At 69.9% G+C, this 25449-nt stretch carries 29 protein-coding genes; 10 read left to right on the top strand and 19 right to left on the bottom strand.

What is annotated here, in order from left to right; genetic code table 11:
- Window positions 1–137 precede the first annotated feature (137 nt).
- From C5E06_RS13155 to C5E06_RS13145, 3 genes are read right to left on the bottom strand one after another with little or no spacing between them, the layout of a single operon-like run.
- Entirely contained in the window at window positions 138–812 is a 675-nt protein-coding gene (locus C5E06_RS13155) for a GntR family transcriptional regulator (RefSeq protein WP_104307103.1), read from the bottom strand.
- The gene (locus C5E06_RS13150) at window positions 809–1759 is read right to left on the bottom strand and encodes an ornithine cyclodeaminase family protein (protein WP_104307102.1); all 951 of its coding nucleotides are present in this window, start codon (window positions 1757–1759) and stop codon (window positions 809–811) included. The genes C5E06_RS13155 and C5E06_RS13150 overlap by 4 nt, the downstream gene beginning before the upstream one ends.
- A complete protein-coding gene (locus C5E06_RS13145) occupies window positions 1756–2769 on the bottom strand; it encodes a proline racemase family protein (RefSeq protein ID WP_104307101.1) in 1014 nt (337 codons plus the stop codon). The genes C5E06_RS13150 and C5E06_RS13145 overlap by 4 nt, the downstream gene beginning before the upstream one ends.
- A gap of 130 nt (window positions 2770–2899) precedes the next feature.
- Between C5E06_RS13145 and C5E06_RS13140 the strand changes: the two genes are divergently transcribed.
- The gene (locus C5E06_RS13140) at window positions 2900–3937 is read left to right on the top strand and encodes a DNA polymerase IV (RefSeq protein WP_104307100.1); all 1038 of its coding nucleotides are present in this window, start codon (window positions 2900–2902) and stop codon (window positions 3935–3937) included.
- Between the two features lie 95 nt (window positions 3938–4032).
- Complete coding sequence (locus tag C5E06_RS13135) at window positions 4033–5229, top strand: benzoate/H(+) symporter BenE family transporter (protein WP_104307099.1); 1197 nt, start codon at window positions 4033–4035, stop codon at window positions 5227–5229.
- A gap of 78 nt (window positions 5230–5307) precedes the next feature.
- Here the strand turns inward: C5E06_RS13135 and C5E06_RS13130 are convergent, their stop codons facing one another.
- From C5E06_RS13130 to C5E06_RS13095, 8 genes are all read right to left on the bottom strand, one after another.
- Complete coding sequence (locus C5E06_RS13130; RefSeq protein WP_104242356.1) at window positions 5308–5580, bottom strand: GlsB/YeaQ/YmgE family stress response membrane protein; 273 nt, start codon at window positions 5578–5580, stop codon at window positions 5308–5310.
- A 42-nt stretch (window positions 5581–5622) separates the two neighbouring features.
- On the bottom strand, window positions 5623–6459 hold the full coding sequence (locus C5E06_RS13125; protein ID WP_104242354.1) for a glycosyltransferase family 2 protein: 837 nt from the start codon (window positions 6457–6459) through the stop codon (window positions 5623–5625).
- The gene (locus C5E06_RS13120) at window positions 6456–7475 is read right to left on the bottom strand and encodes a glycosyltransferase (RefSeq protein WP_104307098.1); all 1020 of its coding nucleotides are present in this window, start codon (window positions 7473–7475) and stop codon (window positions 6456–6458) included. Before C5E06_RS13120 ends, C5E06_RS13125 begins: the two co-directional genes overlap by 4 nt.
- Window positions 7472–8542: a glycosyltransferase gene (locus tag C5E06_RS13115; RefSeq protein ID WP_104307097.1), complete on the bottom strand. Its 1071-nt coding sequence runs from the start codon at window positions 8540–8542 to the stop codon at window positions 7472–7474. The genes C5E06_RS13120 and C5E06_RS13115 overlap by 4 nt, the downstream gene beginning before the upstream one ends.
- A complete protein-coding gene (locus C5E06_RS13110; RefSeq protein ID WP_104307096.1) occupies window positions 8539–9681 on the bottom strand; it encodes a glycosyltransferase in 1143 nt (380 codons plus the stop codon). The genes C5E06_RS13115 and C5E06_RS13110 overlap by 4 nt, the downstream gene beginning before the upstream one ends.
- Before the next feature lie 93 nt (window positions 9682–9774).
- Window positions 9775–9996 carry a hypothetical protein gene (locus tag C5E06_RS13105; RefSeq protein ID WP_104242346.1) on the bottom strand — a complete coding sequence of 74 codons (222 nt, stop codon included), beginning with the start codon at window positions 9994–9996 and terminating at the stop codon, window positions 9775–9777.
- Window positions 9997–9998: 2 nt separating this feature from the next.
- Window positions 9999–10307 (bottom strand): ATP-dependent DNA ligase, encoded by a 309-nt coding sequence (locus C5E06_RS13100; protein ID WP_104242344.1) that lies wholly within the window; start codon window positions 10305–10307, stop codon window positions 9999–10001.
- Between the two features lie 87 nt (window positions 10308–10394).
- Window positions 10395–10754 (bottom strand): hypothetical protein, encoded by a 360-nt coding sequence (locus C5E06_RS13095; RefSeq protein WP_104242342.1) that lies wholly within the window; start codon window positions 10752–10754, stop codon window positions 10395–10397.
- Between the two features lie 197 nt (window positions 10755–10951).
- Here C5E06_RS13095 and C5E06_RS13090 point away from each other — a divergent pair, with 197 nt between their 5' ends.
- Entirely contained in the window at window positions 10952–11398 is a 447-nt protein-coding gene (locus C5E06_RS13090; RefSeq protein WP_104242340.1) for a DUF805 domain-containing protein, read from the top strand.
- Window positions 11399–11478: 80 nt separating this feature from the next.
- On the opposite strand, the gene C5E06_RS13085 is transcribed toward C5E06_RS13090, so the two are convergent.
- The 5 genes from C5E06_RS13085 to C5E06_RS13065 all read right to left on the bottom strand — a co-directional run bounded on the left by C5E06_RS13085 (window position 11479) and on the right by C5E06_RS13065 (window position 15227).
- Window positions 11479–11952, bottom strand: a complete 474-nt coding sequence (locus tag C5E06_RS13085) for a MarR family winged helix-turn-helix transcriptional regulator (protein WP_181057920.1) — start codon at window positions 11950–11952, stop codon at window positions 11479–11481.
- A 10-nt stretch (window positions 11953–11962) separates the two neighbouring features.
- Window positions 11963–13654: an MDR family MFS transporter gene (locus C5E06_RS13080; RefSeq protein ID WP_104242782.1), complete on the bottom strand. Its 1692-nt coding sequence runs from the start codon at window positions 13652–13654 to the stop codon at window positions 11963–11965.
- Window positions 13655–13858: 204 nt separating this feature from the next.
- Window positions 13859–14062, bottom strand: a complete 204-nt coding sequence (locus C5E06_RS13075; RefSeq protein ID WP_104242336.1) for a CsbD family protein — start codon at window positions 14060–14062, stop codon at window positions 13859–13861.
- 50 nt (window positions 14063–14112) lie between these two features.
- Window positions 14113–14514: a GntR family transcriptional regulator gene (locus C5E06_RS13070; RefSeq protein ID WP_181059389.1), complete on the bottom strand. Its 402-nt coding sequence runs from the start codon at window positions 14512–14514 to the stop codon at window positions 14113–14115.
- A complete protein-coding gene (locus C5E06_RS13065; protein WP_104242332.1) occupies window positions 14511–15227 on the bottom strand; it encodes a hypothetical protein in 717 nt (238 codons plus the stop codon). The genes C5E06_RS13070 and C5E06_RS13065 overlap by 4 nt, the downstream gene beginning before the upstream one ends.
- A gap of 100 nt (window positions 15228–15327) precedes the next feature.
- Between C5E06_RS13065 and C5E06_RS13060 the strand changes: the two genes are divergently transcribed.
- A complete protein-coding gene (locus tag C5E06_RS13060; protein ID WP_068495464.1) occupies window positions 15328–15957 on the top strand; it encodes a DNA-directed RNA polymerase subunit beta in 630 nt (209 codons plus the stop codon).
- A gap of 27 nt (window positions 15958–15984) precedes the next feature.
- Here C5E06_RS13060 and eda read toward each other — a convergent pair whose 3' ends face one another.
- Window positions 15985–16665: a bifunctional 4-hydroxy-2-oxoglutarate aldolase/2-dehydro-3-deoxy-phosphogluconate aldolase gene (eda, locus tag C5E06_RS13055; RefSeq protein WP_104242330.1), complete on the bottom strand. Its 681-nt coding sequence runs from the start codon at window positions 16663–16665 to the stop codon at window positions 15985–15987.
- A gap of 127 nt (window positions 16666–16792) precedes the next feature.
- Here eda and C5E06_RS13050 point away from each other — a divergent pair, with 127 nt between their 5' ends.
- A complete protein-coding gene (locus C5E06_RS13050; RefSeq protein WP_104307095.1) occupies window positions 16793–18256 on the top strand; it encodes a gluconokinase in 1464 nt (487 codons plus the stop codon).
- Entirely contained in the window at window positions 18256–19203 is a 948-nt protein-coding gene (locus tag C5E06_RS13045; protein ID WP_104307094.1) for a phosphoglycerate dehydrogenase, read from the top strand. The genes C5E06_RS13050 and C5E06_RS13045 overlap by 1 nt, the downstream gene beginning before the upstream one ends.
- On the opposite strand, the gene C5E06_RS13040 is transcribed toward C5E06_RS13045, so the two are convergent.
- Window positions 19200–19949, bottom strand: coding sequence for a FadR/GntR family transcriptional regulator (locus C5E06_RS13040; RefSeq protein ID WP_104307093.1), 750 nt, complete (start codon window positions 19947–19949; stop codon window positions 19200–19202). The two genes, C5E06_RS13045 and C5E06_RS13040, sit on opposite strands and share 4 nt — an antisense overlap.
- A 199-nt stretch (window positions 19950–20148) precedes the next feature.
- On the opposite strand from C5E06_RS13040, the gene C5E06_RS13035 reads away from it, so the two are divergent.
- The 4 genes from C5E06_RS13035 to C5E06_RS19355 all read left to right on the top strand — a co-directional run bounded on the left by C5E06_RS13035 (window position 20149) and on the right by C5E06_RS19355 (window position 24645).
- A complete protein-coding gene (locus C5E06_RS13035) occupies window positions 20149–21540 on the top strand; it encodes a GntP family permease (RefSeq protein WP_104307092.1) in 1392 nt (463 codons plus the stop codon).
- Between the two features lie 54 nt (window positions 21541–21594).
- Window positions 21595–22359 (top strand): SDR family oxidoreductase, encoded by a 765-nt coding sequence (locus tag C5E06_RS13030; RefSeq protein ID WP_104307091.1) that lies wholly within the window; start codon window positions 21595–21597, stop codon window positions 22357–22359.
- Between the two features lie 46 nt (window positions 22360–22405).
- The gene (locus C5E06_RS13025) at window positions 22406–23422 is read left to right on the top strand and encodes a zinc-binding dehydrogenase (protein WP_104307090.1); all 1017 of its coding nucleotides are present in this window, start codon (window positions 22406–22408) and stop codon (window positions 23420–23422) included.
- A gap of 1052 nt (window positions 23423–24474) precedes the next feature.
- Complete coding sequence (locus tag C5E06_RS19355) at window positions 24475–24645, top strand: hypothetical protein (RefSeq protein WP_181062974.1); 171 nt, start codon at window positions 24475–24477, stop codon at window positions 24643–24645.
- Here C5E06_RS19355 and pstB read toward each other — a convergent pair.
- Window positions 24642–25421: a phosphate ABC transporter ATP-binding protein PstB gene (gene pstB / locus C5E06_RS13020; RefSeq protein ID WP_104241957.1), complete on the bottom strand. Its 780-nt coding sequence runs from the start codon at window positions 25419–25421 to the stop codon at window positions 24642–24644. The genes C5E06_RS19355 and pstB overlap by 4 nt on opposite strands.
- Window positions 25422–25449 lie beyond the last annotated feature (28 nt).

Here is a 25449-nt window from a genome sequence, read left to right as displayed (position 1 = left end):
TGTCTCCCTTTGTTGTTACTGTCTAGTCTGATTAGACGGTAACAGGGGTGACGCGGCATGGTGCGGTTGGCGCCACCGTCGACCTCCCCGCCACGAGCCTGAACGTCCGAGGTCGACAGCCTCAGCGCCAGCAGCAGTCAGCGACCGGCCCACTCGCCGCGCACGTGGCCGATGTGCTGTGCCACCAGCTCCTGCATCCGCGCTCGATCGCGATCGAGCGCCGCCTCGATCATCTGGCCGTGCTCGAGCGTGGACGCGGTGAGCTGGCCGGCTTCGGCGAGCGGCAGCAGGTTGTGGAGGCGGCTGCGCTCGCGGGCACGCCGCACGATCTGGACGAGCTCCGGGTTGCCGTGGAGAGACAGGAACGAGGTGTGGAACTCGGTGTCGGCCGTCAGGTAGGCGACCATGTCGTTCGCCTCCTCAGCTCGCTGCATCGCCTCGACGACGGGGCTCAGCGAGCGGATGCGCGCCGCGTCCTCGTCGCTGTGCCGCTCGGCGATGTCGCCCATGACGGGTACCTCGAGCAGCCGGCGCACTTCGGCGAGGTTGTCGAGCTCGGCGCGCGTGACCTCCGTCACGCGGAACCCCGTGTTCGGCAGCACCTCGACCATCCCATCACGCGACAGCTCGAGCATCGCCTCCCGGACCGGGGTCGCCGAGGAGGCGAAGCGGGTGGCGAGCGCAGGCGCCGAGTAGACCTGCCCAGGGGTGAGCTCGCCGCCGATGAGCGCGGCTCGCAGTTCCGCGGCCACGCGCTGGCGCACGGAGTCGCGACGGCCCGGGCTGGGCCGCGCGCCGGCGGGGGTGCTCATCGGCGACGCTCGTCTGCGTCGGCGATCGCCCGGGCCAGCACGAGGTCCTCCCACGACATTCCGGCGCTCTTGAACACCACGGGGCGCCTGCCGAGCGGCCGGCGGGTGCCCTGCACGAGATCGGCCATCGGGATCAGGTCCCGCGCGTCGAGGGCGTCCTCGTCGATCGCCATGATGACGTCGCCGCACTCGCGAAGCGCCGCCGCGACGTCCTCGACGATCACGTCGGCTCGGCCGAGCAGCGCACCCGGCAGCTCGCGTGCATCCGGCGAATGCGAGCCGACCGCCACGACCACGGCGTCGTCGCGCACGAGCTCTTCGGGGAACAGCGGGGCCGAGGCTGTCGTCGTGCACAGGATGAGCCCAGCCGCGCGGGTTGCAGCCTCGGCCTCATGGCTGCCCGCCGCGACCACGGCGTCGAAATCCTCGCTCGCGGGGACGCGCTCGGGGGAGCGGACCACCGACGTGACTCGGCCGATCTGCCGTGTGCCCTCGAGCACGGCCCTGACCGTGCGCACGTGTGCTCTCGCCTGCGGGCCGGCGCCATAGGCGACGACCTCCAGCGGGCCGGAGTCTCGCTCGAGCGCATCCTTGACCGCCGCCACGGAGACAGCCGAGGTACGAAGATCGGTGAGGGCCGGCCCGTCGATGAGAGCCCCAGGCGTGAGCGTGTCCGCGTCGAACAGCACGTAGAGGCCCTGGATGCGGGCGAGTCCCCGCGCCGGGTTGTCCGGTGCGATCGTCAGCAGTTTGATGCCGGCGCTGTCCGCGGTCTCGGCCGGCATGAGGAGGAACTCGCCGTGCTCGAGCGACTCGAAGATGCGCGCGTGGTCGGTCTCGGGACGGAACCCGTCGGCGAGGGCGCGCCGGAGCGCATCGACAGCCGCCGTCGGGCAGAGGAGCGCCGCGACGTCATCGGCGCCGAGGTAGGGGATGCGCGCGCTCATCGCAGCACGAACCCGGGCGTCATCTCGTCACGAGGGTCGACCTCGAAGACGTGCTCGCCGGTTTTGTATGCCATGCCCGAGACCTGCGTCGTCGTCGCGCGGCGCCCGGCCTCGACGCCCTCCGCGACGACGCGGGCGAGGAAGCGGGAGCCGACGATGGAGTCGTGCACGAGCTCGGACCCGACGGGCAGCGCGCCCTGCTCGGTCAGCGTCGCGACCCGGGCGCACGTGCCGGACCCGCAGGGGGAGCGGTCGAGCTCACCGTCGGCGAACACCGTGGCGTTGCGCTGGCGGACGACGCCGTCGGCGCTGTGGTCGGAGAAGAGGATCGTGCCGTAGACCCCGCTCAGTCGTTCGTCGTTCGGATGCTGGGCGTGCGGCGAATCGTTCAGGAGCCACTTCACCTCCCGCCCGAACGCGATGATCTCGCTCACGTCCTCCGGCTCGATCGACAGCCCGATGGTGCTCGCGTCGACCTGCGCGTAGATGGCCCCGGCGAAGGTGAGGTCGGCGAGCACCGTGCCCCTGGATGTCGAGACGGGGACCTGCCGCGCGAGCACGTAGCCCGGAACGTTGATGAAGTCGGCCCCCGTGACGGTGCCATCTGGGTCGGTGTGGACCCTCGCGGTCACGCGCCCTGAGGGGACGTCGATGATGACGTCCGTCGTGCCGCTGGTCTCGGCGGCGACGAGGCCGCTCTCGATGGCCCACACGCCGAGCGCGATCGTGCCGTGCCCGCACGCCGTCGAGAACCCGTCCTTGTGCCAGAAGAGCACCCCGAGGTGGGCGCCGTCGTCGTTCGGCTCCACGATGAAGCCGCCGTACATGTCGGCGTGCCCGCGCGGCTCGAAGCAGAGCAGTTGGCGGACTCGGTCGATGGCGGGGGAGGCCATGGCGAAGACGCGCTTGCTGGCCACGTCTGCGCCCTCGATCGGGATCCCGAGCTCCGGCACGATGCGGAACGGCTCGCCGGCCGTGTGGTAGTCGATCGTCGCGTAGCGCTCGCGCATGAAGCCTCCAGAGGGATTGCAATTGCAATCACACTAGGGCACGGCGCGCGCGACCGACAGGGTGGGGGTGAGACACGCGACTCGCGCGCCACTCGAACCCTGCCTAGAACATAGGTACGATGGCGGGGTCATGAACTCGTACCTGCTCCATGCCGACGCCGACTCCTTCTTCGCATCGGTCGCCCTGCGTGACCGGCCGGAGCTCGCAGCCAAGCCCGTCGCCGCCGTGGCGCACCTGTTCATCGCCAGCGCCAACTACCCGGCTCGGGAGTTCGGCATCCACGCCGGCATGCTCGTCACCGAGGCGCGTGAGCTGTGCCCACGCATCCTGCTCGTCGAGGCCTACCGCCAGGAGATCGAAGCGGTCGGGGATGCGCTCTACGCGCTCTTCGACTCGGTCGCGCGGGGCATCGAGCCCGGCTCGATCGAGGAGGCGTTCCTCGACGTCGGGGCGCGCACGCCGGAGGAGGCGCAGAGTGTCGCCCGTGAGCTCCGTCGCCGCGCGGCGACCGAGCTGCGCATCCCCGTCAGCGTCGGCATCGGCCGCACGAAGCTCATGGCGAAGCTCGCCTCGAGAGCAGCGAAGCCCGACGGCGTGCACGTCATCGACGAGGCGCGCGAGCTGGAGCTGCGCACCGAGCTGCCCATCGGCGAGGTGTGGGGCATCGGGGCACGCACCGAGGCGCGGCTCATCAAGCTCGGCGTCGCGCGCATCGGCGATGTCGACGTCATCCCGCGCGACGAGCTGCTGCGGGTGTGCGGCACGGGGATGGCCAGGCGGCTGTGGCGCATCCGCGCCGGCACCGACGATGCGATGATCTCGCCCATCCGGCACCGCACGAGCCTCACCTCGGAATCGTCGACCTCGGGGTACGCGCGGGCCGACCGCACGCCTGAGGAGGTCGTCGAGGGCTGCGTCGAACGCGTCTGCCACCGCGCGACTCGAGCGGGGCTCAGCGCCACGGGCATCAAGCTCGAGCTGCGCCCCGTCGGGCTCGGCCCGGTCAGGGAGAAGTACCAGGGCATCGACTCGAGCGCGTCCTTCGACGTGTGGATGCCCGTCGCGAAGAAGCTGCTCGTCGACTCGAGCACCTCGGAGCTCGAGTCCGCGAGCGTGACGCTCACCGGGCTGGTTCCGGTCGAGATGGTGCAGCCGACGCTCTTCTGACGATCCCGCCCCGTGGTTTCGTCTGCTGGTGCCCTGCCTCTACGCTGAACTGCAGATCGCGGGATGCGCGAGCGGACGAGACGAGGACCCCGACGATGAGCAGCACTCTCGAGCCGCGCGAGGGCATCCTGCGCCCCATCTCGGCGGGCGTGGTCTCGGCGCTCGTGGCGTTCACGAGCTCGTTCATCGTCGTGCTGACGGGCCTGACCGCCGTGGGGGCGAGCGCAGATCAGGCGTCGAGCGGCCTCCTCGCCGTGAGCGTCACCATGGGCCTCGGGTGCATCCTGCTGGCGGGATGGACTCGCCTGCCCATCACCGTCGCCTGGTCGACACCGGGCGCGGCCCTGCTCGCGGCGACGGGCACCATCGATGGCGGCTGGCCGGTCGCGGTCGGCGCGTTCCTCATCACGGGACTCCTCATCGTCGTCACGGGGCTCATCCCGCAGCTCGGAGCGCTCGTCGCTCGCATTCCCGTCTCCGTCGCCCAGGCCATGCTCGCGGGCGTGCTCTTCCAGCTCTGCCTCGGCCCGATCACCGGCATGGCGGAGAACCCGCTCGCCGTCGCGCCCGTCGTCATCGCCTGGCTGCTCGCGCTGCGCTTCCTGCCTCGATGGGCCGCGCCGATCGCGTTCCTCGTCGCGGCGATCGTCATCGGCGTGCACATCGTCGCCTCCGGCGCCTCGATCCAGGCCGCCGACCTCGCCCCGCGCCTGGAGTTCACCGCTCCGGAGTTCTCGATCGCCGGCATGATCGGCATCGCACTGCCCCTCTACCTCGTCACCATGGCATCTCAGAACGTGCCGGGGGTGGCCGTCATGAAGGGCCTCGGCTTCGAGGTGCCGTGGCGGCGGTCGCTCATCGCGACCGGCATCGGCACCGTCGTCGGCGCCCCCGCCGGAGGCCACGCCATCAACCTCGCCGCGATCAGCGCGGCCCTCGCCGCGGGGCCGGAAGCGGGCGAGGACCGTTCACGGCGCTGGGTCGCGAGCGTCACCAACGGGGTCGTCGTCATCGTCCTCGGCGTGGCATCGGCCGCGTTCGGAACGCTGGTGCTGCTCGCCCCGGCCGGCGTCATCGCCGCAGTGGCGGGGCTCGCGCTCATCGGCACGCTCGCCGGCTCGCTCAAGGCGGCGCTCGCCGAGACGGGCGAGCTCGTGCCAGCCGTCGTGACCTTCGCGACCGCCGCATCCGGCATCGCGATCGGCGGGGTCAGCGCCGCCTTCTGGGCACTGCTCGCGGGCCTCGTCGTGCGCTTCGTCGTCCGACCGCGTCGCCCATCCACCGAGAGCTGAGTTGTGGTCGTTTCCGGCGACGAATGACGACCACAACTCAGCTCTCGAGGGATGCGCGGCCCGATGCGCGGCCCGCGCTCAATCGTTGCGGGGCGCCGTGATCCGAACGATCACGAGGTAGACCGCGAGGGAGACGACGGCGCCCACGATCGCCGAGGTCCAGTTCGGCAGCGAGAACGGGTCGCTGGTGCTGCTCCAGAACAGGACGCTGCTGAGCCAGCCGCCGAAGAGCGCGCCGAGCGCGCCCACGAAGAGCGGCGCGATCCAGTCGTCGCGCCTGCGGGTGGGCAGGAAGCGCTTGGCCAGCACCCCCAGGAGAAGGCCGATGGCGAGGAAGGCGAAGTAGCTCACGCGTGCTCCAGAGGTTTCGGGGGAGAGGACGAGGCTTCCAGCCTAAGAGCCCGCGGCCACCGCGCAGACCTCATCGCCGACGCCGCCCACGATGAGGCCGCGCTCGCGGAACGCCTGCAGCCAGCCGACCATGGGCCACTCGCCCCAGCGCTCGCGGAACACGTTCGCGTTGCGCGCGATGTCGGCGACGTGCTGCACGGGAGGCGAGGACGTCGGATGCCACTGGTGGTAGGCGCGGGCGCCACCCACCCAGGCGAGCCCAACCCCGGCGTCTTCCGCCAGTCGCGCGAAGTCGGTGTCCTCCCCGCCGTACCCGTCGTACCCCTCGAAGAACCCGCCGATCCGCTGCCAGGTCGCTGCGGTCGTTGCGAACGACAGCGACCAGAACAGGTTCCTGTCCTCGCCACCGACCACCGCTCCTGGAGACGGGGCGGGCCGGGCCGGGTGCGGGGCATCGAGCAGCTCGATGCGCTCGCCGTCGTAGCCGACAGGTCCCGGCTGCTCGAGGTAGGTGACCGGCCCGCTCAGCAGTGCCCCAGACCAGCGCGCATCAGCCGCAGCAGCGTGATACGAGGCGACGAGACCACGGCCGGGGATGCAGTCGACGTCGAGGAAGATCAGCAGCTCGGCGCCGCGCGCCAGGGCGACTCGAGCGCCCTCGTTGCGGGCGGCGGCGAGCGGGAGGGCGCTCGTGTCAGCGGCGACATCCACGACGATGCCGGCGAGGCGATCGGCGGCGGCGAGCCGTCCCAGCTCGGGATCGTCCATGGCCACCACGACCGTGTCGTCCGCGGGGTGGGACTGGCGGAGCAGGCCGGCCCGCAGCGCCCTGAGGTGCGAGTGCCTCCCGTGCGCGATCGTGATCACCGCGGTTCTCATCTGCTCGCCATCCGGTCGAGCAGGGCCGCGGCGCGCAGCGCGCCGGCCCCGTCGTTCCAGCTCGCCCAGTTGCGTCCGTCGAGACGTGCCGCCTCGTCGAGCAGTGCGGCCCAGTCGTCGCGCTCGAAGCTGTTCGTGACGATGACGGGCAGGCCGGGGGTGGCAGCGAGGACCCTGGCTGCGGCCCCCTGCTCGTCGTGCGGTCGATCCTGCGGGACGACGACGGCGGGAACCTGGGCGGCGGCGACGTCGGCGATCGCGCCCTGCCCCGCGTGCGTGAGGACAAGCGAGGCTTCGCGGATGCGCGGGCCGGGGTCGGCGACCCGGTTCCCGGGAGTCGTGCCGATCTCGTCCCATTCGACGCCGGGCGTCTGCCGCTTGGCCTCACGGATCTGCGCGGAGCTCATGCCGCCGCCGCCGCTTCCCGCGAGCACCAGGACTCGCGTGATGGGGCCGGGCCCGCGGCCCGTCGAGCGCTCGGCTGCGGAGATCGCGCCGACCGCGTACAGGCGAGCCAGCACCCGAGCGGATGCGCCGGGCAGCATGCCCTCCGCGCTCGCGGGCCAGGCGGCGAGGACGGCATCCGACAGCCCGAATCCGAGGGTGTGCGGCGCGTCGGTGCGCACGCCTGGCAGCGCCACCGAGACCACGGGGACGCCGTGCAGGCGGGCGAGTGCCGCGACCTCCACCGACACGTCGGAGACGAAGAGGGTGGGCGCGGCGTCGGCGATCCAGGCGGAGATGCGAGCCATGCGCCGCCGCATGCCCTCGTCATCGACGGGGGCCCAGTGCAGTGCGCCGTTCGCCGTGGGCTCGAGCGGCGAGACAGCGAGATCGTCGCGCTCGAGCCGGATCCAGGGGCCGAGCCAGGCCTCGGGTTTCGGCAGCGTCGAGAGCCCCGTCACCGGGGTCGTGCACTCGCGTGCGATGGCGAGCGCACGCCGCGCGTGCCCGCCGCCTCGGTGGTGCACGTAGTAGCCGATGCTTCCCGTCTCGGACGAGCCTGTGTCGCTCATGCCGCTTCCTGCCTCTCACTCTGTGCGCCGCCGAGCAGCGCCTCGTACTCGTCGACCATCCGCTCGAGGGAGCAGAAGGCGACCGCGCGCTCCCGCGCACCCTCGCGGGGCAGCCTCGCGGCCTCGAGCAGCGCGGCGGCGAGAGCCGGCACGTCGTCGCGGGCCGCGAGCCTGCCGCTTCGCTCGTCGATGATCTGCGGCAGCGCGCCCCGATCGAAGGCGGCGACGGGCGTGCCGGCGGCGAGCGACTCGGCCGCGACGAGGCCGTACGGCTCGTCCCACCTCGGCGTCACGAGCGTCACGCTCGCCCGCCCGAGATGCTCGAAGAGGGTGGCCTGCTCGAGGTGCCCGAGGTACCGGATGCGCCCACCGAGTCGGGGGCGGATGCTGCGCTCGAAGTACTCGGGGTCGAAGATCGGCCCGGCGATGTCGAGGTCGACCTGCGCGAGCTCGGCGGCCGCGATCGCCAGATCCAGTCCCTTCTCCGGCACGATGCGACCGGACCAGAACGCGGCGCCGCCGCCCGGCCCAGGCAGGAGATGGTCGGTGTCGACGCCGTTGAGGATCACGGTGCTCTCGACGCTCCCGGCCCAGGCGTCCCGCATGTGCGAGCTGACGGCGATGAAGGTCCCGGTGGACCCGCTGATGCGGACGGCCGACTCGATCCACCCGACGGGCGGTGTGTGCAGCGTCGTGAAGAAGGGCACCCCGAGCAGACCGGACATGGCGACGGGAAGGTGGTGGATGCTGACGTTGAGCACCGCGTCGAAGCGCGCCGTCGCGGTCTGGGCGAGGTCGAGCATGAGCGCCAGGTAGGCGTGGTGCTCGTGCATCCACTCCACGGGCATCGCGCCCACGTCCTGGCGTGCCGTCTCGCTCATCGTGAAGCTCTCGACGGCGAGGTGCTCGACGCCCAGGGCGGGGTCCGAGCCGGGGGCCGCGAAGAGCGTCACCTGGTGGCCGCGACGCTTGAGCGCCAGGATCAGGGCATGGGTGTGCGACTCGAGCCCGCCGGCGAAGGGCTCGCTGATGGGGAAGCGGGAGGGGCCGATGACACAGATTCTCAACTCGCTACACGCTCCAGGCTCAGGACGGACGTGTACACGTCGTGGTGCGCGGCCGCGATCCGGCTGCGTTCGGCGGCACGCGCCTCGGGGTCGGGGCGTCGAGTCTGCGCGCGGGCTGCTGCGAGCACCGCGGCCTGTAGCGAGCCGACGTCGAGGGCCCCGGTGGGGTCTCGGTGGTACTCGAAGACGGGCCCCTGGTCGGCGAAGTAGCCCACGTCGGGCGCGATGACGGCCGTGCCGAGGTCTCGGCATGCCTCCATCCAGCCGGAATGCGTGCCGAAGCGATAGGGGAGCACCGAGGCGTCGAGCGACGCCAGGTAGTGCCACAGCTCTGTGTCGCTCAGGTAGTCGTGGATGCGCAGCTCGATGCGCCCAGCGTCGGCGAGCTCGCGGAGCCGGGCCGAGAGCTCGGGCTCGAACTTCGCGCCGGTGGGGTCGAGGAGCTCGCGGTGCCCGTTGACGAGCACGTCGAGGGTCTCCTCCCGCGCGCTGAGGTCGACGAGCGCCTCGATGACGGGCAGCGGATCCAGGCTCGCGCGCAGGCTCTTCGCGTGCACGCCGACGCGGAACCGTCCGGCGGATGCGGCGCGCCCGTCGATGGCGGCCTTCGCTTCGTCCGGCTCCACGATGTGCGGGTGCGGCACGACGACCGGGCGGCGCCCCCAGCGGCGCTCGATCTCATCGGCGGCGCCTGCCGTGAGCGTGATGAGCCCATCCGCGGCCGGGATCAGGATGTCCAGGTGGGCGGTGTGCGCGTCCGGGGTGTCGTGGTGCGGGTTCGTGAGGTCGTGCACCGTGTAGACGAGCGGCTTGCCGTGCCTGAGCAGGGCCTCCACGATCGACCGGAGGGAGGCGGGGGAGAGGGCGTCGAAGCCGAAGTGCACGTGGAACACGTCGAACTCCGCGGCGTGCTCGTCGATCCAGTTCGAGTCGAGCATGACCGGTGGCCACCAGCGATCCGTGGCGGCTCGGCCGGACCCATCAGGGTGCGGGTCTGCAAGGCGGACCACCCGATGTGAGGAGGGCGCGGAGGAGACGGGAGCGATGTGCCTGACGTAGACGTGTCCCGAGGGGACGCTCGCAACCCGGATGGTTCGGCTCGTGTCGCCGAGGGGTTCTGAAGTGCTGAGGGATGCCACTTATCCACATAACCAGGACAAGCGGAGGAGCGTGCGACTCTTGACAGTCCTCGGCCTCCGTGCATGCGTCGGCGGCTTCGTGCCGCTGACGGGTCAGTCGCCCGGGTACGGCTCCACGACCACGATGCCGACCCCGGGGCCGACCAGCAGGTTCGCGGGCTCGAGGCGTCCCTCGCCGCGGTCGCCGCGCACCCAGAACCATTCGCCGGCGGCCACTCGGGCGAGGATGTCCTCGCGGAAGGCGTCGACGTCGGCGACGAGCTTCGAGAACGTCTCACCCTGGTAGAGCAGCTCGATCCTGGTTGACGTGCTCATGTTCATGAGGTCCTCTCTGCGGGTTCGGCGATGACGGCGAGGCCCGCCTGCGAGTTGGCGCCCTGCACGAGCGCCTCGACCCACGAGCGGTTGATGTGCACCTGCCTGCTGCCGAGGAACTTGAAGCGGATGGGCACGGCCGGGTGCATCCATACGGTGCTCCGCCCGTCCCCGCCGGCGTTGTTGTCCTTCCAGCTGAAGAAGAACGACTCTCCGCGGCGCAGCTTCGTGCCGATCGCGAGCTGGAGGTGTGCCAGCAGGCGGTCCTCGAAGTCGACGGTGACCTCGGAGTTGTAGATGAACTTCCCCACGCTGGATCCTGCTTTCTTGTCACTGGCACATGGTGTGCGCCGTCCATTATCACTCGCAGAGCGCCGACCTGTGGCCAGGGCGCCCGATCAGAGTTCGTCGAGCCAATCCGGATGGGGCACGCGCGGGTCGTTCGAGGAGCCTTCCTCGACGAGCCCCTCTGGCGCGTAGCTCTTGTTCTCGAGCTCGGCGCGCAGCTTCGTGAAGGTGGCGAGGGCCTGGCTGTCGTCGAACTCCGGGACCTCGGTGTCGACCGTCTCGGTGGCGATCTGGCTCGACGGACCGACGAGCACGGAGAGCATGTTCGAGGTGCCGTCCGCGTGCCGCACGGGGATCTCGACGATGCCGGCCTGGTGCACCTCGGCGAGAGCCGCCGCGTATCCCACGAGCTCTCGCGCGATCTTCGTGCTCGTGAAGTAGACACCACCTGCGTAGTGAAGCTGATCCATCGTTCCCCCAGACGGTCGCGGGCGTGCGTAATTTTCTGAGTCTCCCAGCCCCACTTGGGTGTGCTCGGAGTATTGCATTCTGATTCGTTGTATGAAGCTGATTCCGGGCTTTGCCAAATCGAAACCTGGCGTTCATCGCTCCGCCGCTACGCTCAGTGAAGTTCCTATGTATCGGCAGTGCCTGATTGGAGTCCGTGATGTCTACCCCTCAGCTCGACGCCCCGCTCTACCCACCGCTCTACGGAGCCAGCTTCGGGCAGGCGGTGAAGCGCTTCTTCAAGAAGTACGCCGTCTTCTCCGGCCGCGCGAGCCGCAGCGAGTACTGGTGGTGGTGGCTCTTCGGCGTCATCGTCAACGCCGTGTTCTTCCTCATCGGCTCGCTCACCGGCACGACCTCGGTCGACACCACAGAGGGATTCTCGGCGGCGACCCTCGGCAACCCCGTTGTCACGGTCATCCAGTCGATCTGGGGTCTCGCGATCCTCATCCCTGGCCTCGCCCTGCTCTTCCGCCGCCTGCACGACACGAACCGCTCCGGCTGGTGGTGGCTGATCCTGCTCGTGCCGCTGGCCGGTCCGATCATCATGCTCGTGTTCCTGATCGGCGACTCGCGTCCAGAGGGCGCACGGTTCGACACCCAGTAGCCTCCCGCTCCGCAGAGACACGAAACCGCCGCCCTCGTTCGAGGGCGGCGGTTTCGTCGTTCGAGGCGGGAAGCGTCAGATCAGCGTTCGGGGTTCACGGCCTCGGCCACGGCGCCGAACCGGCCAAGAAGCCCGGAGAACACGCGCAGCTCGTCCGGCGTCCAGTCGCGCAGCACGGCGTGCAGCCGGTGCCGGTTGCGGGCCCGCACCTCGGTGACCCGCTCGACCGCGAAGGCGGTTGGGGTGAGGATGCGCGCGCGCCCGTCGTTCGGGTCCGCCCCGACGGTGAGCAGCTCGAACTCCTCGAGCATCCGAACCTGGCGGCTCATGACGCTCTTGTCGATCGCGAGCTGCTCGCCGAGGGTGCCGACGTGCGCGGTCTCGTGCTGCACGAGCGCCGAGAGGATCTTGTAGCCGATGGGCTGCAGCGAAGGATGCACGGCGACCGCGGACTCGCTCCACGTGGTGCGAACGCGCCGGTAGAACGTGCCGAGCTCCGACTCCACCGAGGCGATCGCCTCGGCGAAGTCGGCGTCGTCGGGTGACTCAGGCATGATGGCCATCCTAGGTGCGGTCTGCCTGCCGTCCCGAGTCCCCGAGGATCGGGATGGCGCCGGTGCGCGGGATGCCGACCATCGCCTCAGCGACCTCGACGAGATCCTCGGAGGTCGACTCCGCGGCCTTCTCGCGGGTCTGCGGCGACGCGTCCGCCTCGCTGCCGGAAGGGGAGGTCTCCTCGCCCTTGGCTCGCTGCACGGCGTTCTGCGTGCCGAGCTGGGCGTTCGGCAGGAAGGAGACGGCGATGAGCGTGACGATCGCGAGCGGCAGGGCTGCCAGGAAGATCGCGCCGACCGAGGTCCCGTAGGCGTCCTCGACGAGGACCCGCAGCCAGTCGGGCAGCGTCGCGAGCTGCGGGATGCTGCCACCCGCGAGCGACTGCGCTGCTGCGGCCTGCTGCTCCGGCGGCAGAGCACGGACGCTCGTGGAGATCGTGTCTGCCACGACGGTTCCCAGGATCGAGCCCATGACGGAGACGCCGATCGTGCCGCCCAGGCTGCGGAAGAAGGTGACGGCGCTCGTCGCGACGCCCATGTTCTTGACCTCTGCCTTGTTCTGGACGACGAGGACCAGGTTCTGCATGACCATGCCGACGCCGGCGCCGAGCGCGAACATCGAGACGCCCACGTACAGGTATGGCGTGTCGTAGTGGAGGCGGCTGAGCAGGAAGAGCCCGACGACCATGAGCGCGCTGCCCGTGACGACGAACGCCTTCCACTTGCCGCGGCGGCTGATGAGGTTGCCCACGATGGTGGACGCGACGAGGAGACCCGCCATCATCGGGATCGTGAGGATGCCGGACTCGGTCGGGGTCGCACCGCGAGCGAGCTGCATGTACTGGCTCAGGAAGACGCTCGTGCCGAACATGGCGACGCCGACGGAGACGCTCGCGATGACGGCGAGCGTGAACGTGCGGTCGCGGAAGAGCGTGAGCGGGATGAGCGGCTCCTTGACGCGGAGCTCGACGAGGATCGCGATGACCAGGAGGAGGACGCCGCCGCCGACCATGAGGTACGAGGGCAGGGAGTTCCACTCGAACTGCGTGCCCGCGAGGGTCACCCAGATGAGGAGCAGGGACACACCGCTCGAGATGAGCACGATGCCGTAGTAGTCGATGCTCACCTTGCGCTTCTTCGGCTTCGGCAGGTGCAGGGTGACCTGCAGCAGGATGAGCGCGATCACTGCGAAGGGGAGGCCGACGAAGAAGTTCCAGCGCCACCCGAAGGCGTCGGTGATGACGCCGCCGAGGAGGGGGCCGCCGACGGTGGCCAGCGCCATGACGGCGCCGAAGAAGCCGGCGTAGCGGCCGCGCTCGCGCGGGCTGAGGATATCCGCCATGACGATCTGGCTGAGCGCGCCGAGTCCGCCGGCGCCGAGGCCCTGGAAGACGCGCATGGTGATGAGCATCGCGGGATCCTGCGCGAAGCCGGCGATCGCCGAGCTGACGACGAAGATGACGAGCGCGATCTGCAGGAGGAGCTTGCGGTTCGTGAGGTCGGCGAGCTTGCCCCAGATCGGGGTGGAGACGGTGGTCGCGAGCAGGGTTGCCGTGACGACCCAGGTGAACGCGCTCTGGTCGCCCTTGAGGTCGCTGATGATGAGCGGCAGCGAGGTGCTCACGACGGTCGACGCGAGCATCGACACGAACATGCCGAGCATGAGGCCGGAGAGGGCCTGCAGTACCTGACGGTGGCTCATTCCGGATTCGGTGAGCTCAGCGGCTGGCTTGGAGCTGGATCTGGGGTTCTTGCTGGACGACATCGACGCGGGGCCTCCTGGTAGTTGACAACGGTCAACCATACTCAGATGGTTGACCGTCGTCAACTACCAGAAAGGGCCCCGCGAACGGGGCCCTTTGCTGCGTGCTCGAGAGGCCGGAACGTGGCGTCTCGAGGGGTACTGCTAGTCGATCTTGCGCTTGAGGTTGTCGAGGCCCTCCTTGGCGGCGTCCTTGACGTCCTCGATCTTCTCCTTGAAGCCCGCCTTTGTCTGGTCGGAGCGGCCCTCAGCCTTCAGCGACTCGTCTCCGGTGACCGCGCCAGCGGCCTCCTTCGCGCGTCCGCCGAGGTCTTCTGACTTGTTCTGAATACGATCGTCGATTCCCATGAGGGGATGCTCTCAGGCGAACTTGGACGCCGCCTGTGGCGGAGTGGGGCTCAAGGCTGCGCGTGCCGATCCGCGGTGATCGACAGGGCCTCGAACACGGCGGCGACCGCCTCGTCGTCGCTCACCCCCAGCTCACGCGCCTCGACGGCGAAGGCCCTCGCGGCCGCCGTCAGTCGCACATCGCCGTTCCTGCCGTCCGCGGTCACGAACGTGCCAGCGCGGCCGCGGCCGACGACGACGCCCTGCTCCTCGAGGGCCGTGTAGCACTTCGCCACGGTTCCAGGCGCGACGCCGAGCGTCTCCGCCAGTGCACGCACCGGCGGCAGCCGCTCGCCGGCGAGCAGGTCGCCTCGCTCGACGGCGTCGATGATGGCCTCCCGCAGCTGCCGTCCTGGAGGGCTCGATGTGTCGCCCCCGAGGGTCAGGGAGGCGAAGAAATCAGCGGCGCTCACTGGCGCGGCCGCTTGCCTGGGCTCGTGTTCTCGTCGACGGCGGTGTCGGAGCCGAGCGAGATCTCTTCGTCGTCGTCCGGGTCGACGAGGTCGTCGAACATCGCAGCACTTGCGGCGTTCGCCGCCAGGTCGTGCTTCTTCTCGCGCTGGGGTCCGAATCCGAGCCACTTGCGTGTCGGGTAGTGGAGCTTCTCGCGCCGCCACCACAGCGTCGCGAGCACCAGCGTCGCGACGCTCGGCAGGAGCGCAAGCCACGCGCCGTAGGCGATCGGGTACTGGCCGTTCGCAGCATCCACGCGGAGGGTCGCGAAGGCGAAGAGGAACAGGATCCCGAGTGTCGCGAAGGCGGCGTAGAGCTGGAGGATCTTCGCGGAGATGACCGCGACCCCGGAGATGCGGAGGATCAGGACGACGACGAGCCCGATCAGCGGCAGCGTCGGCACGAGGCCGAAGAGGAACGTGCCGAACCAGTTGTAGCCGAGCGCCTCATCCATCTGGCTCAGTCCCGTGCCGGCGACCAGGAGCTGCCAGCCGTTCAGGGTCGGCGCGATGCGGTTGAGGGGGATCTCGGAGTTCCACCAGGGGAAGAACATCGTCACGACCAGCAGGACCGCCAGTACGCCGAAGGCGATCTGCTTCGGGCGGTAGGCCGGGTACGACGACATCGCCGCCGTGTCCTCGACCAGCGAATCGTCCTCGTGCGCAGTAGCCATGCCCCCAGCCTACGAGGCAGGTTCGCAATCGTGGCTCCGAACGCGCAGACTGGATGCGGTCCGCACGGGCCAGCAAGGCGCAGTCGGCGAGAGGGGCAGCATGACGCAACGACACCACAGGCCCGTCCGCGTGCCATCGCAGGCATTCGAGGCGCTCGTCGGCGCCGACGACCCAGCAGCGGTGAGCCGCGTCGCGCACGACACGGCCCGGGCGCTCCTGCAGCGAGCCCGTGGCGAGGGCGACCAGGCGGTCGTCGCGCGCCTCGTGGCCTACGCCGACGAGAACGGCATCGACGAGATCGCCGAGCTCTGGGCCGGTGCCACCTCGCGTTCCCTGCCAGGCGCGCTCTGGCGCCTCTACCTGCTGCGGCAGGCCGTGCGCGCCAATCCGGCCGAAGCGAGCTACCTCTTCCGCCGAGGCTACGAGGTCGACCGCTCCATCAGCTCCGTCGTCGCAGGTGCCGCGACCCCCACCGGGCCGGAGGAGGTCGTCGCCCTCGCCGACGTCATCCTGCATGGCGCTTTCTCCGGTGACTTCGCCATCGCCCTCGAGCGAGCCGCCGCGTTCTGCCGCGTCATGTCGCAGGGGGCGACGAGCCTCGCGAAGGACGAGGAGAGCGTCGTGCCAGCCAGGGCGCGCCAGTCGACGCGACGTGCCATCCGGTACCTGGAGATGGGTGACGACCTGCACGCCTCCGCGGGTCTCTGGCGCATCGACGCGCTCGACTGAACGATCGGCCGAGGCGCCTCGTCGCGGCTAGGACTCTCGGCTCAGCGTGACCGCCTGACGTTCTGCGCGGTTGCCCGAGCGGAGTCCGCGCGCGAGCTCGACGGCGGCAGCGGTGAGTCTCGTCACCTCGGCCCAGTCCTGCTGGTCGACGGCAGACGGTGGGAGCATCCACGAGCCGCCCACGGCGAGCACCGCCGGGATGGCGAGGTAGTCGCCGAGGTTCGCGGCGTTCACTCCGCCGGTGGGCACGAATCTCACGTCGCCGAACGGCGCGGAGAGGGCGGCGATCGCCTTGGCGCCCCCATTCGTCTCTGCGGGGAAGAACTTCACCGTCTCGATGCCCAGCTCCAGGGCGGCCTGCACCTCGGTCGCGGAGGTTGCGCCAGGGAGGACCGGGATGTCGTGGGCCCTGCACCGCTCGACGACGGCACGGCTCAGGCCGGGGGAGACGATGAACGAGGCTCCCGCATCCACGGCGATGTCGACCTGTGCTGGGGTGAGCACCGTTCCGGCGCCGACGAGCACTCCGCCGCGGGCGGCGAGAGCGGCGATCGTCGAGGCGGCGGCGCTCGTCCGGAAGGTCACCTCGGCGACCGGGAGCCCACCGTCGGCGAGTGCCTCCGCGATGCCGAGGCCCTCGGCGGTGGTCTTCGCGGAGACCACGGGAACGATCGAGTGCTCGGCGAGACGAGCAAGGATTTCGTGCAAGAGAACCTCCGTTGGCTGCCTTGTGTTCCCAAGTGGAACCCAATGATCATATTATTGGAGATCCTACCGAGAGTCGCCACCGCGCACGGCCCCGATCGGCAACGACGCCCACGAGTGGAGCAGAACCATGAAGATCCTCGCCCTCGAGTCCAGCACCACGTCAGCGAAGACGCTGATCTTCGACTCCGACACCCAGGAGGTGCAGGTGCGGACTCGGCGATTCGAAGTCGCCGGGCCCGACCCTGCCGTCCGCGACGCGGAGGGCATCTTCACCCAGCTCATCGCCCTCGCCCGTGAATCCGTCCGCGGGCACGACGTCGACGCCCTGGTGCTGTCGAACACGTACCACGGCCTCGGGCTCGTGACCCAGGACCTCCAAGCGGCCACGCCCGTCTACGAGTGGCCCTTCACGGGAGCCCAGGGGCTCTGCGCCGAACTGCGCGGCGATGCCGAGCTCACCACCTGGTTCTACGAGCGCACGGGGTGCATGGTGAACGCCAGCTACCCCGCCTTCAAGCTCGCCTACCTGGCCCGCCAGGGCGTGGAGATCGCCGGGCGCAAGGTCATGGACCAGGGGAGCTTCAACTTCCTGAGGCTCACCGGCCTCCCGTGGACGAGCTACTCTCTCGCCTCGGGAACCGGCCTGCTCAACGTCCGCACCTCCGACTGGGACCTCGAGATCCTCGAGACCCTCGGCGTCGCCGGCGTCGACTTCCCCGAACTGCACGACAGCGAGGAATCCGCCCCGCTGCTCGCCGACGTCGCGACCTACCTCGGCATCCGCCCCGGAATCCCCGTCCTCGTCCCCGGACCGGATGGCGGCCTCAGCCAGGTCGGCGACCTCGCCGGGCTCCCCGGCGACATGACGTTCTCCATGGGAACCAGCGGCGCCATGCGGTTCGCGACCCTCGAGCCGTCCCTCTCCCCGCGGCTCAGCACCTGGGCCTACCGCTCCCCGCTCGGCTGGCTCAGCGGCGCCGCCACGAGCGGATGCACGAACTGCGTCGACTGGGCGAAGGACAGGTTCTTCGGCTCGGACGCCCAGTTCTCCGAGATCGAACCCCAGCTCGTCCAGGGACGGGACGAGCTGCCGACCTTCCTGCCCTTCCTCTACGGCGAACGGTGCCCAGGCTGGCAGGACCAGCGGCTCGGCGGGTTCGTCGGCCTCGAGCCCCGGCACGGGCGCGTCGACATGTACCAGGCCGTGCTGCAGGGAGTTGTGCTCTCGCTCTACCACTGCTTCCGCGAGCTCACCGCGATCAACGGCATGCCGACCCGCGTCCTCCTCTCCGGCGGAGTCCTCTCCTCGCCGTTCTGGACCCAGATGACGGCAGACGCCTTCGGGGTCGAGATGGAGGTGTCGTCGCTGCAGCACAGCTCGGTGGTCGGCGCCGTTCGCCTCGGGCTCCGCGCCGCCGGACTCAGCGAGGACCAGCCGGCGTTCCGGAACACGGAGACGCAGCGAGTCCTCCCGAACCCCGCCATGCGGGACTACTACGACCGCGCCTTCGCCAAGTACCTCGACGCCTACGACCGCACGAGCACCGCACCGGATGCGCGTGCTGAGTCCCTCACTGGAGGCAACGCCTGATGCGCATCCTGATCACCCCCACCTCGCTGAGCCGAACTCCGGACGCCGACGTGCTCGCCCCGCTGCGGGAGATGGCCGACGAGCTGATCTTCAACACGCTCGGGCGCCCGCTCACCTCCGCCGAGCTCGCTGAAGCCCTGCCCGGGATCGACGGCGTCATCGCCGGCCTCGACGCCTACGACGCGGCGGCGCTCGCGGGCGCTGACCGCCTCCGGGTGATCTCCAGGTACGGGGTCGGCGTCAACAACGTCGACCTGGAGGCCGCAGCGGGGCAGGGCATCCACGTCACCAGGACCCCTGGGGCGAATGCCTCCGCGGTCGCCGAGCTCGCGATCGGCCTCGCCTTCGCCGTCGCCAGGGAGATCCCCAGGCTGCACGCGGAGGTCGCAGATGGCGGCTGGCCGCGAGGCAGCGGCATCGAGCTCGGCGGGCGCACGTTCGGGGTCGTCGGCTTCGGCGCGATCGGCAGGATCGTCGCCGAACGAGCCCGCGGCATCGGGATGCACGTGCTCGCCTACGACCCCTTCGTGCCCGCAGCCGCAATCGCAGAGACCGGAGCTGCGCCAGCCAGCCTCGACGAGCTCTTCCGAGCAGCCGACGTCGTCAGCCTGCACGTGCCGCTCCTCGAGAGCACCCGCCACGTCGCCGACGCCGCACGCATCGCGGCCATGAAACCAGGGGCCATCCTGCTCAACACCTCGCGCGGTGGCCTCATCGACGAGGTGGCTGCCCGCGAGGCGCTCGATGCCGGGCACCTCTTCGGGGTCGGCCTCGACGCCTACGAGACGGAGCCGCCGCAGGACTCGCCGCTGCTCGGCCACCCGAGGGTCGTCGCGACGCCGCACAGCGGGGCGCACACGGCCGAGGCGGTCGCCAGAATGGCGAGCGGGGCCATCCAGAACCTCGTCGAGGAGCTCTCCGGACGGCCCAGCGTGCATCGCGTCTAGGGTGTGTCGGGCGTCTCCGATTCGAGCTCGGGGGCCTCGCCGATGGCTGCGTCGTGGATGATGAGCACCTCGCCCAGGATCGTGTCGAGGTAGCCCTTCGAGTGCCTCTCGGCGGCGAGGGGGTCGCCGTCCGCGATCGCCTGCGCGGTGAGCACGTGGTTGTGCAGGGCGTCGTGCAGCGGCCTCGCCGGCGTGAGGCCCAGGTTCGCGCGGCCGGCGAGCACCTGGGAGATCGGCTCCTTGACGGCCGCGAGCAGCGCGTTGCCGCTCGCATCCAGGATCAGGTCGTGGAACTCGATGTCTGCCTGCAGGTACTCGGGGGAGTCGCCGCGCTCGCTGGCACCGAGGGCCTGCAGCTGCGCGGCGAGCTCGAGCAGGCGAGTCCGCTCGCGCTGCGAGGCCCGCGAGGCGGCGAGTTTCGCGGCGACCGGCTCGATCGCCGATCGGAGCTCGGTGAGCGCGACGAGCTGCTGGCTGCGGCTGTTCCCTCGAAGCCGCCAGCGGATGAGCGTCGTGTCGAGCGCGTTCCACTCGCGGGTGGGCTGGACGGTGATGCCGACTCGTCTCCGCGAGACGAGCAATCCCATGGACTCCAGCACGCGGACGGCCTCGCGCACGACGGTGCGGGACACCGCGTAGTGCTCCTCGAGGGCCGCGAGGGTGAGGACCTGGCCAGCCTCGAGCTCGCCTCCCGCGATGCGGACGCCGAGGTCGTCGAGCACCGACCCGTGCACTGCCTGCGCCATGCGCACCTCTCCTCGCTCACCGCAACGATATAGATATGATCACAACTTGAAATAAGTATGATCATTGTGCGAGGCTCGAACCACACTGAGTGTCGCCAGAACCCGCGTTCCGAATCATCGCAGATCGCGAACGGCCTCACCCTCACGGCACCGCTGCACGGTCGCACGGTCCGAATTCCAGAAATCGACGGAGATCACCATGGAAGAAGAATGGACCCAGACACTGGGGACCGCACCGCTGCTCGGCATCGCAGCAGGAGCCATCGCGCTCATCCTGATCCTCATCATCCGCTTCAGGCTCCACGCGTTCCTGACCCTGGTGATCGTCTCGCTCCTCACGGCGCTCGTCGCGGGCGTCCCCGTCTCGGCCGTCGCGAGCACCCTCACCGGCGGCTTCGGCAGCACCCTCGCGACCGTCGCGCTCCTCATCGGCTTCGGCGCGATGCTCGGCCGCCTCATCGAGCACTCCGGAGGCGCCAAAGCCCTCGCTGACAAGCTCGTCGACGTCTTCGGCGAGAAGCGAGCCCCCTTCGCGCTCGGCATCGCCTCGCTCATCCTCGGCTTCCCGATGTTCTTCGACGCCGGCCTCATCATGATGCTGCCCATCGTCTTCGCCGTCGCGCGCCGAGTCTCGGGCAACAACGTCCTCCTCTTCGGCATCCCCGCAGCGGCCGCCTTCTCGGTCATGCACGTGTTCCTCCCGCCACACCCCGGCCCCGTCGCCGCCACCGAGCTCTACGAAGCCAACCTCGGCGTCGTGCTCCTGCTCGGCCTCATCATCGTGTTCCCGCTCTGGTACGTCTCCGGTTACCTGTGGGGCAAGTTCGTCGCCAAGCGCATCCAGCTCCCCGTCCCCGCCCTCTTCGGCGACCTCGACGAGGACCAGCCGAAGAACCCGCCGAAGGTCTCCACGATCATCCTGCTGCTCCTGCTGCCGATGGTCCTCATCTTCCTCAACACCGGCATCTCGGCCCTCGCCAGCGCCGGAGTCGTCGACGGGGACGCCCTCTGGGCGCAGGCCGCAGTGCTCCTCGGCAACTCACCCATCGCGCTCCTCATCGCCGTCGTCACCGCCAGCATCGTCCTCGGCACGCGCCGCGGCGAGAACGGCACCGCGCTCGAGAAGATCCTCGACTCCTCTCTCGGGCCGATCTGCTCCGTGATCCTCATCACCGGCGCCGGTGGGATGTTCGGCGGCGTCCTGCGCGCCTCAGGCATCGGCGACGCCCTCGCCGACACGCTCAGCGACCTCGGTCTGCCCCTCATCGTCGCGGCCTACGTCATCGCCGTCGTCATCCGCGTCGCCCAGGGCTCGGCGACCGTCGCCCTCGTCACCGCGGCGGGCCTCATCGCCCCCGCAGTCGTCGCGGCCGACCTCAACGACTTCCAGGTCGCCACGATCGTGCTCGCGACCGCCGCGGGCTCGGTCTTCGCCGGCCACGTCAACGACTCCGGCTTCTGGCTCGTCGGGCGCCTCATGGGCATGGATGTGAAGACGACGCTCAAGACCTGGACGGTGCAGCAGACCATCGAGTCGGTCACGGCGTTCGCGTTCGTGCTCGTCGTCTACCTGGTCGCGTCGCTCTTCTGACCCTGACCCGGAACGCCCCGTCTGCGTGACACCACCTCACAGAGCAGGAACAGCATGGATCTCTTCACCCTTACGGGCAAGCTCGCCCTCATCACCGGGTCGTCACGCGGCCTCGGCCGCTCGCTTGCCACGGCGCTCGCCGACGCTGGCAGCACGATCATCCTCCACGGTCGGGACGCCGAGGCGCTCGCGACCGCTGCCGCAGAGCTCGAGGAGCGCACGGGACGCCCCGCGCACATCGTCTCCTTCGATGTCACGGACGCGGCTTCCGTCGAGGCCGGAATCGCGGCCCTCATCGCCGAGCACGGGGTGCCGGACATCCTCGTCAACAACGCCGGGCTCCAGCGGCGAGCGCCGTTCGCGGAGTTCAAGGTCGAGGATTGGGATGCGCTCGTCGCCGCGAACCTGAGCGGCGTGTTCTACGTCTCCAGGTTCCTGGCCCCCGCCATGATCGAGCGCGGCTCCGGCAAGATCATCAACATCGGCTCGGTGCAGTCGCTCCTCGCCAGGCAGACGATCGCCCCGTACTCGGCCACGAAGGGCGGCGTCGCCCAGCTGACGAAGGGCATGGCGGCCGACCTCGCCAGACACAACGTGCAGGTCAATGCCATCTCGCCCGGCTACTTCGCGACCGAGATGAACCGAGCCCTCGTCGAGGACGAGCAGTTCAACAGCTGGCTCATCAACCGCACCCCGGCGCAGCGCTGGGGCGCGTTCGAGGAGCTCGCTGGCACCCTGATCTACCTCAGCTCCGACGCCTCGAGCTTCGTGTCGGGGCAGAACATCTTCGTCGACGGCGGCATGACCGCGGTCGTCTGACCCGGTCACCGCCGACCACCTCGCACCAGGACACGCAGGAGACACCATGCGCGCAGCGTTCATCGAAAGCAAGGAAGCACTCGACCTCGCCGAGGTCGATACCCCGGAGCCCGGGGAGGGGCAGGTCCGGATCCGCGTCGACTACGTCGGCATCTGCGGCTCCGACCTCCACTACTACTTCGAAGGCGCCAACGGCGCGTTCGTGGTGCTGGAGCCGCTGGTCCCAGGTCACGAGCTCTCCGGCAGGGTCGACCTCGATCCCCTCGACGAGTTCGCGACCGGTGCCCCCGTCACCGTGCATCCCGCCACGTTCGGCACCCCGAGCCGCGGACTCGAGGACTCGCCGCACCTCTGGCCAGGCGGCGCCTACCTGGGCAGCGCATCCACGACCCCGCACACGCAGGGCGCGCTGAGCGAGTACCTGCTCGTCGACCGCGGCATGCTCCGCAGGCTCCCAGCCACACTGCCGGTCCGACGCGCCGTGCTCGCCGAGCCCCTCGCCGTCGCCCTCCACGCCCTCACCAAGGCGGGAGACCTGACCGGCAAGCGAGTGCTCGTCACGGGGGCCGGCCCTATCGGCCTCCTCACCATCGCCGCAGCCCGCGTCAAGGGCGCAGCGCACATCAGCGCGACCGACGTGCTCGCCGGCCCGCTCGCTCGCGCCTCCGCCATGGGAGCCGCCGAGGTGATCGACGTGAGCCGCGAGCAGGTGCCCGCCGACAGCTTCGACGTGGTCTTCGAATGCTCGGGCGTCGCCGTCTCCGTGTCGAGCGCGTTCGCGGCCGCCAAGCCCGCGGGAACCGTCGTGCAGGTGGGCATGGTCCCGAACGAGCCACGACCCATCAACCTCGCTCCGTTCATCTCCAAGGAGCTGCGCGTCTTCGGCACGTTCCGCTTCAAGGACGAGATCGACGAGGCGATCGTCATCCTCGACGCGCATCCCGAGATCGAGCAGGTCATCACGCACGAGGTGCACGCCGACGACACCGTCACAGCCTTCGGCCTCGCTCGGAACTCGGAGGAGTCCGGCAAGGTCATCGTCGCAGTCTGGCCAGAGGGCTGAGCCGCCACGCCGCCTGTTCGCCGTCAGCCAACACGGTGCACAGCGGCCGTCGATCCCAGTAAACTCGACGACGCCGGGCCGCAGTAACCCCGGGCTCCAATATTCGCCGCTGCGAGCGGCCTTCCGCCGAGAGGCGTTCCTGCGGCCTGGCTTTTCTTCTGCCTCCGCGCCCCGGCGCAGGCCGGCGGCCTCGCCCGGCCTCGCCCGGCCTCGCCCGGCCTCGCCCGGCCGCCCTCGCCCGGCCCTCGCTCGGCCTCGCCTCGCTCTGGCCCGCGCCCCGCGCCCCCGCACCCTCGCGCCCTCGCGTCGGCGGTCTCGGGATGGCTTTCACGCTTCGGGATGGGAAGCAACCCATCCGGAAGCGCGAAAGCCATCCCGAAGCGCTGCCGGTGATGCTCCACGAGACGGCAGGCAGGGGCGATCGCCGAGGTGACGCATCTGCGCTCGCGCGCTCTTTCGTGCCCGCGGCCGGGTGGCTCGCGCACGTGCGCGCACGCGTCGGCGGTCTCGGGATGGCTTTCACGCTCCGGGATGGGAAGCAACCCATCCGGATGCGCGAAAGCCATCCCGAAGCGCTGCCGGTGATGCTCCACGAGACGGCAGGCAGGGTTGATCGCCGAGGCGACACATCTGCGCTCGCGCGCTCTTCGTGCCCGCGCACGTGCGCGCACGCGTCGGCGGTCTCGGGATGGCTTTCACGCTTCGGGATGGGAAGCAACCCATCCGGAAGCGCGAGAGCCATCCCGAAGCGCTTCTGGATGGGACGGGACCCATCCCGGAGCGGCGAAGCCATCCCGAAGCGCCGCCGGTGACGCTCCACGAGGCGGCAGGCAGAGGCGATCGCCGAGGTGACGCACCTGCACTCGCGCGCTCTTTCGTGCCTGCGCCCGGGTGGCGCTCGCGCTCGCGCACGTGCGCGCACGCGTCGGCGGTCTCGGGATGGCTTTCACGCTTCGGGAAGGGAAGCAACCCATCCGGATGCGCGAAAGCCATCTCGAGACGTGGCGAGAGACGCGCGACGAGGGTGCGTCGAGCCCGAAGGATGCACGCCGATGCCGATGCCGATGCCGGTGCCGGTGCCGGTGCCGGTGCCGGTGCAGGTGCAGGCGCAGGCGCAGCTGCTCGCGCGCCGCGCCCGCGCGCCCGCGCGGATGCCGAGCACGACAGCGGCCCCGGCGATGAACGCCGGGGCCGCAGTCGTGGATCGGGGAGTGCGGGTCTAGCCGAAGCGGCCCGACACGTAGTCCTCCGTCGCCTGGACGGACGGGTTCTCGAAGATCGTCTTCGTCGTGTCGTACTCGATGAGCTTTCCCGGCATGCCGGTGCCGGCGATGTTGAAGAACGCCGTCTTGTCGGAGACACGCGATGCCTGCTGCATGTTGTGGGTCACGATGACGATCGTGTACTCGGTCTTGAGGTCCTCGATGAGGTCCTCGATCGCGAGCGTCGAGATCGGGTCGAGGGCCGAGCAGGGCTCGTCCATGAGCAGCACGTCGGGGGAGACGGCGATGGCGCGGGCGATGCAGAGACGCTGCTGCTGTCCGCCGGAGAGGCCGGAGCCGGGGAGGTCGAGGCGGTCCTTGACCTCCTTCCACAGGTTGGCTCCCTGCAGCGACTTCTCGACGAGGGCGTCGGCGTCGCTCTTGGAGATCTTCGTGTTGTTGAGCTTCACGCCGGCGAGCACGTTCTCGCGGATCGACATCGTCGGGAACGGGTTCGGGCGCTGGAAGACCATGCCGACCTGGCGACGAACGAGGACGGGGTCGACGCCGGGGCCGTAGAGGTTGTTGCCGTCGATGAGGACCTCACCGTCGACCCACGCCTTCGGGATGACCTCGTGCATGCGGTTGAGCGTGCGGAGGAACGTCGACTTGCCGCAGCCGGATGGGCCGATGAAGGCGGTGACGCTGCGGGGCTCGATGACCATGGAGACGTCTTCGACGGCCTTGAACTTGTCGTAGTAGACGTTGAGGTCGTTGACTTCGATGCGCTTGGACACTGTGTTTCCCTAACTTCCTGGCTGGTCG

The organism is Pseudoclavibacter sp. RFBI5 (assembly GCF_002931395.1).
In the GTDB taxonomy this organism is placed as follows: Bacteria; Actinomycetota; Actinomycetes; order Actinomycetales; family Microbacteriaceae; genus Pseudoclavibacter.
This window is presented reverse-complemented; position numbering and strand designations above follow the sequence as displayed.